10 protein-coding genes are annotated in these 15,243 nt (G+C 42.0%); 4 read left to right on the top strand and 6 right to left on the bottom strand.

Translation table 11 applies throughout. From position 1 onward, the window contains the following. The first annotated feature begins 65 nt into the window (after window positions 1–65). On the top strand, window positions 66–1,106 hold the full coding sequence (locus DIU38_RS03745) for a hypothetical protein (RefSeq protein ID WP_112656014.1): 1,041 nt from the start codon (window positions 66–68) through the stop codon (window positions 1,104–1,106). Between the two features lie 518 nt (window positions 1,107–1,624). On the opposite strand, the gene DIU38_RS03740 is transcribed toward DIU38_RS03745, so the two are convergent. Continuing rightward, window positions 1,625–2,461 (bottom strand): energy transducer TonB, encoded by an 837-nt coding sequence (locus DIU38_RS03740; RefSeq protein WP_112656012.1) that lies wholly within the window; start codon window positions 2,459–2,461, stop codon window positions 1,625–1,627. Window positions 2,462–3,267: 806 nt separating this feature from the next. Here DIU38_RS03740 and DIU38_RS03735 point away from each other — a divergent pair. Then, window positions 3,268–4,578, top strand: a complete 1,311-nt coding sequence (locus DIU38_RS03735; RefSeq protein ID WP_112656008.1) for an ammonium transporter — start codon at window positions 3,268–3,270, stop codon at window positions 4,576–4,578. A gap of 123 nt (window positions 4,579–4,701) precedes the next feature. Here the strand turns inward: DIU38_RS03735 and DIU38_RS03730 are convergent, their stop codons facing one another. The 3 genes from DIU38_RS03730 to DIU38_RS03720 all read right to left on the bottom strand — a co-directional run bounded on the left by DIU38_RS03730 (window position 4,702) and on the right by DIU38_RS03720 (window position 8,355). Further along, window positions 4,702–5,301 carry a DUF4468 domain-containing protein gene (locus tag DIU38_RS03730; protein WP_167516072.1) on the bottom strand — a complete coding sequence of 200 codons (600 nt, stop codon included), beginning with the start codon at window positions 5,299–5,301 and terminating at the stop codon, window positions 4,702–4,704. Window positions 5,302–5,373: 72 nt separating this feature from the next. Continuing rightward, window positions 5,374–6,414: a porin gene (locus tag DIU38_RS03725; RefSeq protein WP_090533026.1), complete on the bottom strand. Its 1,041-nt coding sequence runs from the start codon at window positions 6,412–6,414 to the stop codon at window positions 5,374–5,376. A 333-nt stretch (window positions 6,415–6,747) separates the two neighbouring features. Next, window positions 6,748–8,355, bottom strand: coding sequence for an ammonium transporter (locus DIU38_RS03720; protein WP_112656004.1), 1,608 nt, complete (start codon window positions 8,353–8,355; stop codon window positions 6,748–6,750). A 598-nt stretch (window positions 8,356–8,953) separates the two neighbouring features. Between DIU38_RS03720 and DIU38_RS03715 the strand changes: the two genes are divergently transcribed. After that, window positions 8,954–11,128, top strand: a complete 2,175-nt coding sequence (locus DIU38_RS03715; protein WP_091174334.1) for a glutamine synthetase III family protein — start codon at window positions 8,954–8,956, stop codon at window positions 11,126–11,128. Between the two features lie 106 nt (window positions 11,129–11,234). Here the strand turns inward: DIU38_RS03715 and DIU38_RS03710 are convergent, their stop codons facing one another. Next, on the bottom strand, window positions 11,235–13,010 hold the full coding sequence (locus DIU38_RS03710) for a chloride channel protein (protein ID WP_112656002.1): 1,776 nt from the start codon (window positions 13,008–13,010) through the stop codon (window positions 11,235–11,237). 553 nt (window positions 13,011–13,563) lie between these two features. On the opposite strand from DIU38_RS03710, the gene DIU38_RS03705 reads away from it, so the two are divergent. Continuing rightward, window positions 13,564–14,745, top strand: a complete 1,182-nt coding sequence (locus DIU38_RS03705) for an AIR synthase related protein (protein WP_208057600.1) — start codon at window positions 13,564–13,566, stop codon at window positions 14,743–14,745. An 80-nt stretch (window positions 14,746–14,825) separates the two neighbouring features. Here DIU38_RS03705 and DIU38_RS03700 read toward each other — a convergent pair whose 3' ends face one another. Further along, window positions 14,826–15,242 carry a hypothetical protein gene (locus DIU38_RS03700; RefSeq protein ID WP_112656000.1) on the bottom strand — a complete coding sequence of 139 codons (417 nt, stop codon included), beginning with the start codon at window positions 15,240–15,242 and terminating at the stop codon, window positions 14,826–14,828. Window position 15,243: the final 1 nt, after the last annotated feature.

Below are 15,243 nucleotides of genomic sequence, written 5' to 3'. Positions count from 1 at the left end.
TCTAACAGCAATAAAACCATACCAACCAGCAATTAGAATTTACACAAGCACAATTGGCGAAATAAATGAAACCGCGCGATCATAGTTTTTGGCCGTGTACGCCAAAGGTGAGTATCATTACTGCCGTTGTTGTTTTATTGGTGCTCCTGCTGCTCACCGGGGTGCTCCGTGTTTATACAGGCTGGCCTGCCGACTCGGCCAATAACACCGTCTTGATCGGTATTTTTATCCTTAGCCTGCTCCCTATTGTCCTCGCAATCCTCAACGTAGTTATTGAGCGCGGGGGCAGCATAGGCTATGGCGACCTCAAGATCGACTTTTCAAAAATCCAGCAGCTGTCAAATTCGGGTTTTACCGTGCCCGCCAATATTGGGGTACGGGGACAGTATGTTGCCGACAGCGGCACCTCCAATATCCTCGAAACACTGCGCGCAGCTACTTCTTCGGGCGTTGCCGTGATCGACCTTGAAGATGGGCACGCCTGGTGGGAAACCCGGTTGTTAGTTTTGCTGGCCGGCGCCGACCGCCTAAAAAAGCCCGATAAAATTGTTTTTGTAGCAACTGCCGAAGCAAGAGAGCAAACTTATTTAGGCTGGGCCCGTCCCGGCGACCTGCTGGAACAATTGCTAAAAGAAGACCCGCGATATTTAAGAACCTTTTATGCCGCCCGTGCGGCTGCCGCGCAATGGGCGTTATTAGGCCCCTTAGCCCTCTTGCCGCCCGGCAGTTATTATAATGCTCCGCCGCCACCGCCCTGGATGCAGGGTATACTTGCCCTGAGCCACGCCTGGATGGCATTTTCAACCACCACCGGTTTACCTAACGAATTATTAACAGAGCAGCTTTTACAGAACGAACTTGGCCAAATTATTGAAAGCACAGGCGGCGCAAAGCATATCAGCACCGTGCACCTTGATAGTTTATTTAAGCCGGTACTGATAAAAAAACAGATAGACAAAAACTGGGACAATGAGCAGCAAACAAACGCCCTGTTCGCTAATGAAGATCCCTTTATTGTGATAACAGAAAGTGGAAAATACTCGGCGATAGTTTCAGCACAGTCTTTATATAATGAGGTATTAAGAGGCTTTTTAAAAACAGCCTGATGAAAATTTTATAAAAAAAAGGCGTAATTGCTTCATTACTTATGATAACGCGACTATAAGTTACTGATTATTAAATGCGTTTCCTGTTCAATAGTATAATATGGGCGTTGCCTGCGGCCGTGCTATATGCTCATACGCCTGCAGGCCTTATGCTCATTGGCCGGTATCCGCTCCTATCACTAACGCGCCCCGCGCACCATCGCTAAGTTATCTTTTAAACATCTTCACAACTTTTTCCGGGTTCTCCAGATGGTTAGCCGCAATGATGCTTTTGTATCTGTTTTTAATGTAGAGACGCATAATTGCGTCTCGCGTTTACAATTTATGGCATCTGAGATGCTTTTGAAATCAGATTGACCTCCACGAGACGCAGTTATCCGTCTCTTTCAAAAATGTTTTACCTGTTAAACAACTTCCGGGAGGCATAATGGATAACAAAAAGCCCCGCTTACGCGGGGCCGAAACAGTTAGCTACTATATAACACACATTTAATTAAAAACACACAGCAAATTATTACCTATTCTTCTGTCGCTAACTGAAAGCTTATTGGAATGCTGTACCTAACCCGCACATTCTGGCCGTTTTGCACGCCCGGTTTCCAGGCCTTGGCTAATTTAAGTACACGTAAAGCTTCCTCATCAAAACCATAGCCAGCCGGACGCTCCACTTTTATATTTGATAAAGTGCCATCTTTTTCAATAATGAAACTCAGAAGAACTCTGCCTGAAACACCCGCATCTTGTGCGGCTCCCGGAAAGCGCAGGTTCTTTTGTAAAAACTTAGCCCAGGCTGCAGCCCCGCCAACAGGTTCGGGCATAACCTCAAGCCCACCGAAATCAGTAACAACCTCCTCGCCTTTTCCGGCGCCACCGCCACCTCCCCCTTGCTGAGGCTGCTCAATAACAGTGTTTCCCCCAGGAGTTCCTTTTACATCAGCCGGCCCAATAGCTGCATCTTTCAAATCGGTAATAGTTGGCGGGTCTGTTGGCGGATCAGTTGGAACTATATGTGGAGTAGTAAAGCCTTTAGTTTCAATAGGAGCAGCGGGCTTTTGATGTTCAACCGGAGCTGGGGCATCTTGCTGCCTGGGTTTAGCCTCAGCAGGTGGTTTGGGGATGGAAGGATCAAGTTTTACTTCTATTATCCGCCTATTATCAATTGGCTTCGGCTTTGCCTTAAAAATAATGGCTGCGGCCGATAAAAGGGCTACTGCTGCAAAGGCGATCCCCATGGATTTTGCCATGGTACGTCCATAGCTTTGTCTTAATTCATAAGCGCCGTAATTTTTGTTGCGATGGTCAAATACAAGGTCGAGCCACTCGGCATTGTACAAATCAAATTTGGTGATAAGCATAGTTTCAGAATTAAATTTCAATTATAACGAATATACTTATATTATATTTTGTACAAAACCAAATTTATCGAAAATAATTTCGTCTAATTTTTCATCAAATTTTCATCTTCTTACAAAAACCCTCAAATCATAATAATCTGTTTAAAAATCAATAACCAAGTCCGTTTTTTTTATCAATTAAATAAAAACAGCATAAAAACATTCATTTGAACTTAATTTTTATATATAAATCATCAAAATCTTAAAATATTTTAAAAAAAAGTACGGTTATTTTATTTTTTTATTACTTTTAGATATGGTTAACAGGCTTTATAAACTTATCGCCTTATTTTTTTTACTCTTTAGCGGCTTCACAGCATCCGCCAAGGGTGAATTATACCATTATTATCACAAAACAACAAAAAAAACCACGGTATCTGCGACAATACCGCATCATCGCCCGTTAAATTTTGAATTCGCACTCAATAATGCACTCACGCCCGCTATTAATATACACCAGCATAGGGGTGCACATTCTTTACAGGCCTTTGTAGCAACGCCCAGCGGATACGCCATTAAATTTAAATACCTTGATTTTATTTGCGAACTGGATACAAGTAAGCTCTCCAGGTTCCGCAAGCTCATCCTTTTTCCATTTCACGATTTTTGGTAGGCAAAAAACAATAAACCAGCCCTCATGCTCTGATTAAGCATGCAGGATTTATTGTTTTTTAAAAAAATTTAGTTTTAATGCTGTCCGGTATTTTTGATTGGATACCGGGCAGTATTATTCAAACCTTCATTTTTTCCTCCCTTAAACCCAAAACATGAAAAAATTCATACCCTTCGGCATACTTTTAATTGTAATTGTATTAGCCCTTCTATACCCTTCAGTTACTCTTACAACCATTAAAGACAGCAAAATTGATACAGGTGATACCGCCTGGCTATTAGTAAGTACCGCCCTTGTACTGATCATGACCCCTGGCCTGGCATTTTTTTATGGCGGTATGGTGAGCAAAAAAAACGTACTGTCAACCATGCTGCAAAGCTTTGTTTGTATGGGGGTAATTACTGTTATATGGGTAATATTCGGCTTTAGCCTTGCCTTTGGCGAAGATGAGTTTGGTGGCTTTATCGGCAATCCCGGCACTTTCTTTATGATGAAAGGCACATTGGGCAACGCCACCTGGGAACTGGCCCCAACTATCCCGCTGGTACTATTTGCTATGTTCCAGCTAAAATTTGCGGTTATCACCCCGGCCCTTATCACCGGCGCGTTTGCCGAAAGGATCCGCTTCAACTCTTACGTTATCTTCCTTTGCCTGTTCATGGTGTTTATATATGCACCCTTGGCTCACGCTACCTGGCATCCAAAAGGCTTCCTTTTCGGAAAAGGTGTACTTGACTTTGCCGGCGGCACCGTGGTGCACATGAGTGCAGGCTGGGCAGCTTTGGCATCAGCCATATATTTAAAGGGCCGTAATGAAACATCACACAATCCGGCCCGGATCAGTTATGTATTATTAGGAACAGGCTTATTGTGGTTTGGCTGGTTTGGCTTTAACGCAGGCTCGGCCCTCGGTTCGGGCACATTGGCAGCAACCGCTTTGGCAACAACCACTACAGCATCAGCCGCGGCTGCTATGGCATGGATGTTCTTTGATATCCTTCGCGGTAAAAAACCAGGTGTATTAGGCGCCTGTATCGGCGCGGTTGTAGGTTTGGTGGCTATCACTCCTGCAGCGGGCTATGTAACTATTCCCCATTCATTAATTATCGGTATCGTAGCAGCAGTTGTAAGTAACCTGGTTGTGATTTGGAGAACAAAAACCAGCATTGATGATACCCTCGATGTGTTCCCATGCCATGGCGTAGGCGGCATGGTAGGCATGTTATTAACCGGCGTATTTGCACACCAAAACGTAAACTCCGCCAACACAACCGGTAACGGTTTATTTTACGGCGAAACACACCTTTTCATTATTCATTTAATTACCCTTGTAGGTGTATCAGCCTTCGCTTTCTTCGGCTCATTCATCTTATTAAAGATCACCGACATGATCAGCACACTGCGTGTAACACCAGAAGAAGAGCTTGCAGGCCTTGACATCAGCCAGCACGACGAAGAACTGTAACCAGATCCTACCTACCTGATTAAACTCAATTAACAACATAAAAAATAAGCCGCACCCTTTACAGCGTGCGGCTCTTTTATTTCATCTTGCGCATTATCTACTGAAACTGCAATCTCAAGAAAATTACCATTCTTTAGTAGATACCCTTTTTACTTTTTTAACTTCCGCCGGCTTTTCAAGCGACGAGGTTTTAAGCATATAAGCCTTTAAATTATCACCTACATGCTTGCTGTTGCTCAGCACCTGGTTTAAACAGGCGTTAAAATCAACCTTTGATAATTTTTCCGACGCCTTTTCCAGGGCGACATCCTTGCCATGCATATGTTCCACATTACCATAACGGTTACGCTGATATGGCTGATAAACAAAATCCGTTAACCAATAACGGTATTTACCATCTTTTACCTCTACTTTAAGCGTATAGCTTAGCTCACCGCCTTCACTATTACCCATCAGGCCTTTTTTGTTAACCAAAAAAATACCCGTACCGGTAAGCGCATTGCCATCCTTATCAGCCTTTGCCAGTTTAAGCACCTTTTTAGGATAAGCCTTGGTCAAAAAATACAATCCCCTGCTATAAAGCGAATCTGCTACGAAGCCGGGCTGGTCAACCGTTTTATAATAAATGTATTTATTATTCTCATCAAAAGCCAGTGAATCCTTCTGCGCAAAAGCGCCGGATGAAAAAAGGAGACCGACAAAGCCTAATAGTATCTTTTTCATGTAACAAATATAAAAGCCGCTCCGGATAATTCCGGAACGGCTCATGATAAAAATAGATTAAATTATTTTTTTTTAGAAAGCGTACACAGCAGCTACAGCAAACTGACCGGCTGATTTTGAAGGATCGCCAGAGTGGTTCAGGAATGAAGTAGATGAGCCGTGATCTAACCTGATTTCAGGAATGAAAGTAAGCGGGCCTGATTTGATATTTGCAGTAAAGGTAAATGCTTTAACATTTTGTCCCGGGGGAGGGCCTAAAGTCACCAAATCGCCTTTTTTAGTTTTAAAGTACTCGCCCCTTAAACCTAAAGTTACTGTTTTTGATACTGCTAACTGCGGATATAAAGCAACGCCGCTAAAACCACCACCATCATGCGGAGCTGAATAAGTTGCGCCGTTTAAGCCCAGTTTAAAAGCATCAGTAATTTGATAAGCGGTTGTTAAATCAACTTCGGTACCTGAAGTACTTCCGGTAGCAAGGTTAAGATAAGCAGTCCATCCTTTAACAGGAGATACAAACAACTGTGAGCCGAAAGTATTTACCTTATGCGTTGAAGTATAATTGTTCCAGGTATCATTAAAAATACCGGCCATTAAACTTACTTTATCGCTAAACGCGTAAGTTAATTTAACACCAGGATTTTGGAACGGACCATTGGTAAATAAATACGAAGTAGAGTAGTTAAAGTTACCTACCGGGCTAATAACCTCATAACCAATAAAGGTAGCCATATAACCACCGGTAAGGTTTAATTTATCGGTTAAATCATATGATACGTACAAATTTTGAATGTGGAATGAATCGCCATTAGGACCATTAGGAATTGATTGGGCCTGGCCACGCGGACCAAATGAAAGCTCGCCCACAAAAGCTGCTTTACCAACTTTTTTCTTCAAGCCCAGGTCAATCATACCAATTGATACTGAATTATGATCACTTGCAAAGCTGGTAGGGATTTGCGAACCCTTATCAGAAAAATCATATTTATAATAGGTATCTACCGAACCGTAGATCACCAGAGGGGAATCTGAGGTTGTTTTAACCGTGTCCTGAGCCTTAACCGTAAAGGCCGCAATTGAAAAAAATGAGAAGAGTAGAAATACTTTTTTCATGATAACGATTTAATTGTGAATTGATAAACTATTTGTTAATTGTTGTTTTTTTCGGGGAAATACACTGTTACTATTTGATTATCAATACCTTGCAGTTAAAAGGATAGTTTATGTGTCGGCATAAAAAATCCCTGCACGGTTGGCAACGGCAACGTCCAATTAAACAACTACTGCTGTTTTAATATGAAATGCTGTTTAGTCTTAAGCCACCACCTTAGTTTAAAGTCAGAAATGAACTACCGACTTTAAACTGAGGACTATAGGCTAATACTACCACTCTCCAACCGCACAAGGCATCAATATCTTTGTTTAAGCTGTTAAGCTCCTACATGATCAGGCTTCAGAAGCAACCTTAGCGCCATTATCAAAAAGGCCGCTTAAGCTAATCTCATCATCCTGAACAGGGTAAACTTCGATACCGTGGTCAAATACGTCGATACCACCTGCGCCTGTTTCACCGTGTTCTTCGATACGTAATTTCCATGGATGACCTAATTTGTTGATCACAAACATCATCACATAAGTAATTACAAAAACAGCAACGGTAATAGTTAAGCTACCTATAAGCTGCGCTTTCAACACATCAAAGCCGCCGCCGTAAAACAAACCAGCTACCGGAGCAGAATTATCAGCACCAGTTGGGCCGGTAGCGCCATACTGGCCTGAAGCAAATAAACCCAATGATAAAGTACCCCAGATACCGCAAAGACCATGTACTGACACCGCACCAACCGGATCATCTATACGGAACCACTCGATCAAGTAAACACCTGCAAATATTACAAAGCCGGCAACCACACCCAACAGGATAGCGCCAAGCGGGCTTACCCAATAACAAGGACAGGTAATTGCAACAAGGCCACCTAAAAATCCATTTATTGTAAAGGCCAAATCAAATTTGCCTTTAGTTGGGCCAAACCATAAAGCGGCAAGCATAGCAGCAAAACCGCCGGCGCAGGCTGCAAGTGTAGTGTTAGCAGCAACACGGCCGATACCCTGCATATCCATTGCTGATAGCGTTGAACCAGGGTTAAAACCATACCAACCAAACCAAAGTATAAAACCACCTACAGCAGCAACCAATAAGTTGTGACCTGGAGGCAAACCGCCTTTTTCTTTATCATCGCGGGCAAATATCCTACCTAAGCGTGGGCCTAATACCATTGCACCAGCCAATGAAGCTACACCACCAATAGTGTGTACTACTGTTGAACCTGCAAAGTCACGGAAAGGCTGAGCGCTTATTGATTTAAAGAAACCTGAAGTTCCCATGGTAGCAAGGAAACCATCCGGACCCCATGCCCAGTGACCGATGATAGGATAAATAAAGCCGGTAATACCGATACTGTAAAGAATATCGCCACGGAAACTGGTACGACCGATCATTGCACCTGATACGATGGTTGAGCAGGTATCAGCAAAAGCGTACTGGAATATCCAGTGTGCCAATACCGGGATGCCGGTTGAACCATAAGTTTCAGGTGTGTTTTGAAGGAAGAACCAGGTTTTGCCATCAGCACCACCCCAGCCAATAAAGCCGTTACCGTTGCCAAACATAAAGGCATAACCTATAGCGTAAAATAGCAAACCACAAAGACAAGTATCAAAAATACACTCCATCAGCACGTTCACTGTTTCGCGTTTACGGGCGAAACCAGCCTCGAGCATAACGAAACCCGCCTGCATACCAAATACCAAAAAGGCAGCAACCAGTGTCCAAACAGTATTAACCGTGTTAATTAACGCTGTTTCATGGGCGGTGTACGTTTCGGCAGCGTTAGCTTTTGTGCCAAATACACCTGGCAAAACCATCATTGCGGCAAACACCAGCAATAAGCCAATCATTTTCCCTGTAAAAATGGTTGCTCCCAGCGCCCATTTTTCACGTGTCAGCTGTCGGACTGCACTTAGGAAGTTGTGTTTTGTAGAACCTACTTTCATCGTTTAATTTAGTTTGATTGTTTTTTAAAAATTAATTAGTTTGATTGTTGTATTTAAATTTAGTTTGATTGCTATCCTGAATTACAAAACCCTTTTCACCTCCAAAACCTCAATCCCGCCTCTAATCTTTTTCATTTTTTTATAAAAAGCATAATAATTGGTGTGTTTTCGTAAATTATTTTCTGAAATTAGGTAGTATTTTTAAGAATAACAAATTATTAATGATAAATTAATGGTAAAAAATCGAAAAATTATGAAAATTGCAAAAACAAGGCTCTTACAATATCATTTTTTAAACATTTAAAAATGATATTTTCAATCTAAATTCATTTTCATCATTAAAAAAATTCAAAAATCTAATTTTTACAGTTTAAAACACCAATTAATCAGTTTTAAAAGCGAAAACACACCCAAAAACATTAAAAAAATACGATTTTATTGATTTCAGGCAGAATTTTCAGAAGATTTAAGACTTTCCTTCAAATTATCTCAGTTTTTTAATGATTAGGTGGTATGTTATATTTCACTTAATTTTGCCCGATATTTTAAAGGATAGTTATATTTTTGAACACTAACCTTTATTTAAACCTCATAAAATATGTCCAATATCCGTTTTAAAGCCTTACAGGATGTACTTTCAAGAACTATCCCTGAAGTAAAACCGCCCTCACCAAAAATTTCCGATTATTTTGGGTCGAATGTTTTTGATAAAAAGAAGATGAAAGAATACCTTTCATCAGAGGCTTACCAGGGAATAGTAAATTCAATTGAAAAAGGTGAGCCGATCCCTCGTGATTTGGCAGAACAGATCGCTTCGGCAATGAAAGCCTGGGCTTTGGGCAAAGGTGCAACCCATTATACACACTGGTTTCAACCGCTTACCGGCACCACTGCCGAAAAGCATGACGCTTTTTTTGAGCCCACTGCAGATGGCGGTGCTATAGAACGTTTTTCGGGCGATGCCCTTGCACAACAGGAGCCTGATGCCTCAAGCTTCCCGAGCGGCGGCATCCGCAATACATTTGAGGCCCGCGGTTATACTGCCTGGGACCCTTCCTCGCCTGCCTTTTTAATGGCTCGTACCCTGTGTATCCCAACAGTGTTCGTATCTTACACCGGCGAAGCACTTGATTATAAAGTACCTTTATTAAAGGCACTGAACGTGCTTGATAAAGCGGCCGTTGATGTTTGCCATTATTTTGATAAAGGCATAGAAAAAGTAAATGCATCATTAGGTATTGAGCAGGAATACTTTTTGGTTGACCTGGCCTTATTTAATGCCCGTCCCGATCTTTATTTAACCGGCCGCACTTTATTCGGTCATATGTCGGCCAAAAACCAACAACTGGAAGATCATTACTTTGGCTCGATACCTGAGCGCGTGTATGCTTACATGCAGGATATGGAAGCCGAAGCATTGCAATTAGGCATCCCGCTTAAAACCCGCCATAATGAGGTTGCACCATCCCAGTTTGAATGTGCACCGATATATGAAGAGATCAACCTCGCTATCGACCATAACCAACTGTTAATGGATTTGATGGACCGTGTTGCCAGGCGCCATAACTTTAAGGTGTTACTTCATGAAAAACCATATGCGGGCCTTAATGGTTCGGGCAAGCACAATAACTGGTCGCTGATAACCAATACAGGCAAAAACCTGTTATCGCCGGGCAAAACGCCTAAAAACAACCTCATGTTCCTGGCCTTTTTTGTGAATACCATAAAAGCGGTACACGAGCATGCTGATCTGTTAAGAGCGTCCATTGCATCAGTTAATAACGACCACCGTTTAGGCGCCAATGAAGCCCCTCCGGCCATTATATCTATATTTTTGGGCAGCCAGCTTAGCGACGTGCTTGATGAGATAGAAACATCCCGCATCAGCAAAAAAATTAAAGAAGAAAACCTGTTATGGCAGGGCATCCCTAAGATCCCGCAAATTTTGCCCGACAATACCGACCGTAACCGTACTTCGCCTTTTGCCTTTACCGGTAACAAGTTTGAGCTGCGCGCAGTAGGCTCATCAGCCAACTCGGCCAGCCCGATGACCATTCTTAACCTTATCGTTGCCGATCAGCTTAAAAAATTTAAATACGATGTAGATAAGCTGATGAAAAAAGGCGAGAAAAAAGATCTTGCTTTATTAATGGTGATCAAAAAGTACATCAAAGAATCAAAAAACATCCGCTTTGAGGGAAATGGCTATAGCGAAGAATGGGAAAAAGAAGCCGCGCTAAGAGGTTTGCCTAATATTAAAACCACACCAAAAGCGCTGGATGCTTTAATAAACGATAAGTCTGAACATCTTTTTGCCGAAACCGGCGTGTTCACCGTGCGTGAAGCGCATGCACGTCACGAGATCTTACTTGATGCATTCTACAAAAAGCTACAGATAGAAGCCCGCGTAATTGGCGAAATGGTGATGAACGTGATTATCCCGGCAGCAATTGCTTATCAAAGCAAACTGATTGAAAATGTAAAAGGACTAAAAGATATTGGCCTGGATAAAGCAACTTATGCTTCGCAGCTTGACATCATTAACAGGATCTCTGAGCATGTGAACTTCATTAAAACCAATACCGAGCAAATGGTTAACGAGCGCAAAAAAGCTAACGTTATCGACGACCTTCGTCAACGCGCTATTGATTACGATGAAAAGGTAAAATCATTCTTCCAGCCTATCCGCTACCACGTTGATAAACTGGAGCAACTGGTTGATGACCGCCAATGGCCGCTGCCTAAATTCAGGGAGCTGTTGTTTATTAAATAGAACTTTGATTTTAAAATACAAATGCCGCTGATGTTAAACGTTAGCGGCATTCGTATTATCATGTCATTGCTTCGTTCCTCGCAATGACATTTTTTTATTTTTATTGCTACGCAAACAAATCACTCGCCTTATGCTGTTCAATAATCACAGCCCTGTATTTTGATAGCAATGCCGATTTGGATATAAAGCCGATAAAAACCTCATCTTTTACTACCGGTAACTGCCATACGTCAATGGCATCAAAGGTGTCCATAACGCTGCTGGCCGGTTGATCATAATCAATTATAGCAGGTGGTTCAATCATGATATCGGCTATATTCTCATCCGCGATATCTTTATTGAACAGGCGCCGGCGAATGTCGTCTATCAATACAACACCTTCAAGGCTTCCGTCCTCTTTAAGCACCGGGAAAATATTGGCATCGGTTTTAGCCAGTACCTGGTAAAATTCGCCAACCGGCATTTGTTTATCAACCGGGGTATATTTGCGGTTAATGATGCTATCAAGCATTATACTGTTAAGCATGCCGTAATCCTGCCCCGGGTGAATATTGTTATGATGAATCAACTGGCTCCAATACATATTATGAGGCGATGAATAGCGCGATATGATGTATGACATAGCCGATACGATCATGAGCGGAATAAAAAGCACATATCCGCCGGTAATTTCGGCTATCAAAAATATAGCAGTTAATGGCGCGTGCAATACACCGGCCAGCGCGCCAGCCATACCTACCGCAATAAAATTAACCGTATTTAAATGTATCAGCCCGGTTTGATTAACCCCATAAGCCACAAACAAGCCCAGGAAAGCGCCGGTAAATACCGTAGGTGCAAATGTACCGCCATTGCCACCGGCACCAATGGTAATACCTGCAGCAATGATCTTGGTAAACACCAGTGCCCCTATAAATAACAGCATGATAAGCGGTTCGGAAAGCCAGTTGGCAAAAAAGCTTTCTTCCTTTAATACATTGATATTACCATTTAAAATTTCGGTGAGATAATGATACCCCTCGCCAAACAATTGAGGAAACACAGCAATGATCAACCCTAATATCACACCGCCACCAACTGCCCTCACATATCGGTTTTGTTTTTTAAGGATCCCTCCTTCAAGTTTACCCCCTACTTTGGATATGTATATCGCTATCCATCCGCTTAATATGCCAAGCAGCACGTAAAATGGCAGGGCGTTCATTGCCCAGCCTTCGGTAACCAGATGGAACAATTGCCCCGAGTATAATAATTTGGAAACCACAACTCCTGTAGCGGAGGCTATTAATAAAGGTATAAAGGTGGGAATGGTGATCTCTCCTATTAATATCTCCAACGAAAAAAGCACCCCGGCAATAGGGCTGTTAAATACCGCAGCTATGCCCGCCGAACATCCTGCAGCCAACAATACCGTTTTTTCATAGGGTGTAAGCTTAAAAAACTTACCTACGTTTGAACCGATAGCTGTACCCGTACAAACAATAGGCGCCTCCAACCCTGCCGAGCCACCGAAACCTATGGTTAATGAACTGGTTATTAAATGCGAATAAATATTATTGACTTTGATGTTTGAGCGGTTCTTTTTGATATTGATGAGCACCTTACCTATCCCTTTTTCAATCTTATCGCGATTGATCAGGTGCTGATACAGCACCGTACCCAAAATGCCTATTGCAGGTAAAAACACATATGCTATATGATAATACAGGTGCGAAGAGATATTCCGGCTTAACTCTTCCATTAAATGCACTAAAAACTTAAGGGCAACGGCGGCCAGTCCGCCCATAAAACCTACAAACACGCTGCAATAAATTAAAAAGTTACGTTGACTATTGCGTTTTAACCGCCAGCGGTTTATTTTGTAGGAAAGCGTTTTTAACATAAGAAGTATATACTACCAATTCTGCTGATGAAGAGTTATGAGCGCGAATTGTTTTCAATTAAGCTGATAAAACAGACTAATGACTTGTATTAGTCTATTTATTACAAATTAACACAATTCAGGGCAATTTATATTCATTAAAGTAAATAGAGGTTAATTTACAACAACTAATTAATTATTAAACTTGCGCCTATAGCTTATTATATGTCTTTAAGAAACCAACAGATTGAACACTGGTTTAATCGAAAATACGACGTAAAGCCTAAAGCCGGCTTTAGAAAATGGTTAAAAAAACAGCGGAACCGAAAAATAAGACAATCACCTAAAACCGAAACACCAGACATCAAGTATGAAGGATGGGAATATTAAAAACTCCCTGTTAAAATTCGCCGATTTCAAATTATCTATAATAGTAGTTGCAACCACAGCTATTACATAATTTTTTAAGGCTAAAACACATTACAGTTTTGGCACTACAAGTATAATGCGCCTAAGTCTCCGACTTCAGATAGCTGAGGTAAGGAAATTAAGGTTAATAGCATTATATTTGCCCATGATTTCTTCGCAAAGATATGATCAGCGTGGCGTATCAGCCTCCAAAGATGACGTTCATAATGCCATAAAAAATATCGACAAGGGCATTTTCCCAAAAGCTTTCTGCAAAATAGTACCCGATATCTTAACCAACGATCCTGAGTATTGCAATATTATGCATGCCGATGGTGCCGGTACCAAATCGTCCCTGGCGTATACCTACTGGAAAGAGACGGGAGATATCTCCGTATGGCGCGGCATAGCCCAGGATGCCATCATCATGAACCTTGACGATTTGCTTTGCGTTGGTGCAACGGATAATATCTTGTTATCATCAACCATTGGCCGCAATAAAAACCTGATCCCGGGCGAAGTTATCGCGGCTATCATCAACGGCACCGAAGAAATTTTAGCCGAGCTGCGCGAGGCCGGCATAGGCATCTACTCCACCGGCGGTGAAACTGCCGATGTAGGCGACCTGGTACGCACCATCATTGTTGATTCGACAGTTACCTGCCGTATGAAGCGTGAAGATGTGATATCTAACCACCGTATTGAGCCCGGCGATGTAATTGTGGGGCTTGCCTCATACGGCCAGGCTACTTATGAAAAAGAATACAACGGCGGCATGGGCTCAAACGGCCTTACGTCTGCCCGCCATGATGTGTTTAATAAAACCATCGCCGATAAATTCCCCGAAAGCTATGACTCGGCCATCCCTTACGAGCTGATCTTTTCGGGCAGTAAAAACCTTACCGATGCTATTGACATTGGCAACGGTGAAACCGTAACAGCAGGCAAGCTTGTTTTAAGTGCGACCCGTACCTACGCGCCAATCATTAAGCAAATACTTGATGGCTACCGCAGCCAGGTTCATGGCATGGTACATTGCAGCGGCGGCGCGCAAACCAAAGTATTGCATTTTGTAGAAGGTTTGCATATTATAAAAGACAACCTATTCCCTGTACCACCATTGTTTAAACTCATTCACGAGGAATCAAAAACCAGCTGGCAGGAAATGTACAAGGTATTTAATATGGGGCACCGTATGGAGCTTTATGTACCTGAAGCTATTGCTGCTGGCCTGATCAATATTTCAAAAAGCTTTGGTGTTGATGCACAGATCATTGGCCGTGTAGAAAAGGCAGATACTAAAAAAGTAACCGTGACATCGGAGTTTGGAGTGTTTGAGTACGAGTAAATAGTTCAACCTATAATAAAAAGCGCCTGAGATCAAACTCAAACGCCTTTTATTTTTCCCTTTGGATCTACGCTAACATATTAGTTATGGCTCATTTTTAAATCGACATTATTATACCCCTTTAAAGATTTAGTACCTACCAGGCAAATAATCCACATTGCTACAAAAGGGATCAGCGAGATCGCCATATCCGGCTCTATCAGTAAGAAAATTACCGTGTTGGTACAAACCAATAAAAGAAAGCCCGCCGGAATAAAAATAAGGAAGCTTTTATAATATTTTGACGACCTGAGGAACGGCAGTACTAATAAAGCGAGGTGAAACATGATGAGGAGGGAGATATTCAACTGATTCCAAAAACTGTTTCCGGGGTTTGATATATCTTTTAATAACAGCCACTCAAGCCATATAACCGACATCGTAAAGCCTGCATATATGGATAGGCCGATTAAAAAGCTGCATAAGATTAGTCCGATGATTTTTATATTTGATTTCATA

This window comes from Mucilaginibacter metallidurans, assembly GCF_003286435.2.
Lineage (GTDB): Bacteria > Bacteroidota > Bacteroidia > Sphingobacteriales > Sphingobacteriaceae > Mucilaginibacter > Mucilaginibacter gossypii.
Note: the sequence above shows the minus strand (reverse complement) of the source record. Positions and strands in the feature narration are given on the sequence as shown.

Bases quoted from the DNA above. Each gene is read 5' to 3' on its own strand.
- DIU38_RS03745 (WP_112656014.1), top strand. From the start codon at position 66: ATGAAACCGCGCGATCATAGTTTTTGGCCGTGTACGCCAAAGGTGAGT.
- DIU38_RS03740 (WP_112656012.1), bottom strand. From the start codon at position 2,461: ATGCTTATCACCAAATTTGATTTGTACAATGCCGAGTGGCTCGACCTT.
- DIU38_RS03735 (WP_112656008.1), top strand. From the start codon at position 3,268: ATGAAAAAATTCATACCCTTCGGCATACTTTTAATTGTAATTGTATTA.
- DIU38_RS03730 (WP_167516072.1), bottom strand. From the start codon at position 5,301: ATGAAAAAGATACTATTAGGCTTTGTCGGTCTCCTTTTTTCATCCGGC.
- DIU38_RS03725 (WP_090533026.1), bottom strand. From the start codon at position 6,414: ATGAAAAAAGTATTTCTACTCTTCTCATTTTTTTCAATTGCGGCCTTT.
- DIU38_RS03720 (WP_112656004.1), bottom strand. From the start codon at position 8,355: ATGAAAGTAGGTTCTACAAAACACAACTTCCTAAGTGCAGTCCGACAG.
- DIU38_RS03715 (WP_091174334.1), top strand. From the start codon at position 8,954: ATGTCCAATATCCGTTTTAAAGCCTTACAGGATGTACTTTCAAGAACT.
- DIU38_RS03710 (WP_112656002.1), bottom strand. From the start codon at position 13,010: ATGTTAAAAACGCTTTCCTACAAAATAAACCGCTGGCGGTTAAAACGC.
- DIU38_RS03705 (WP_208057600.1), top strand. From the start codon at position 13,564: ATGATTTCTTCGCAAAGATATGATCAGCGTGGCGTATCAGCCTCCAAA.
- DIU38_RS03700 (WP_112656000.1), bottom strand. From the start codon at position 15,242: ATGAAATCAAATATAAAAATCATCGGACTAATCTTATGCAGCTTTTTA.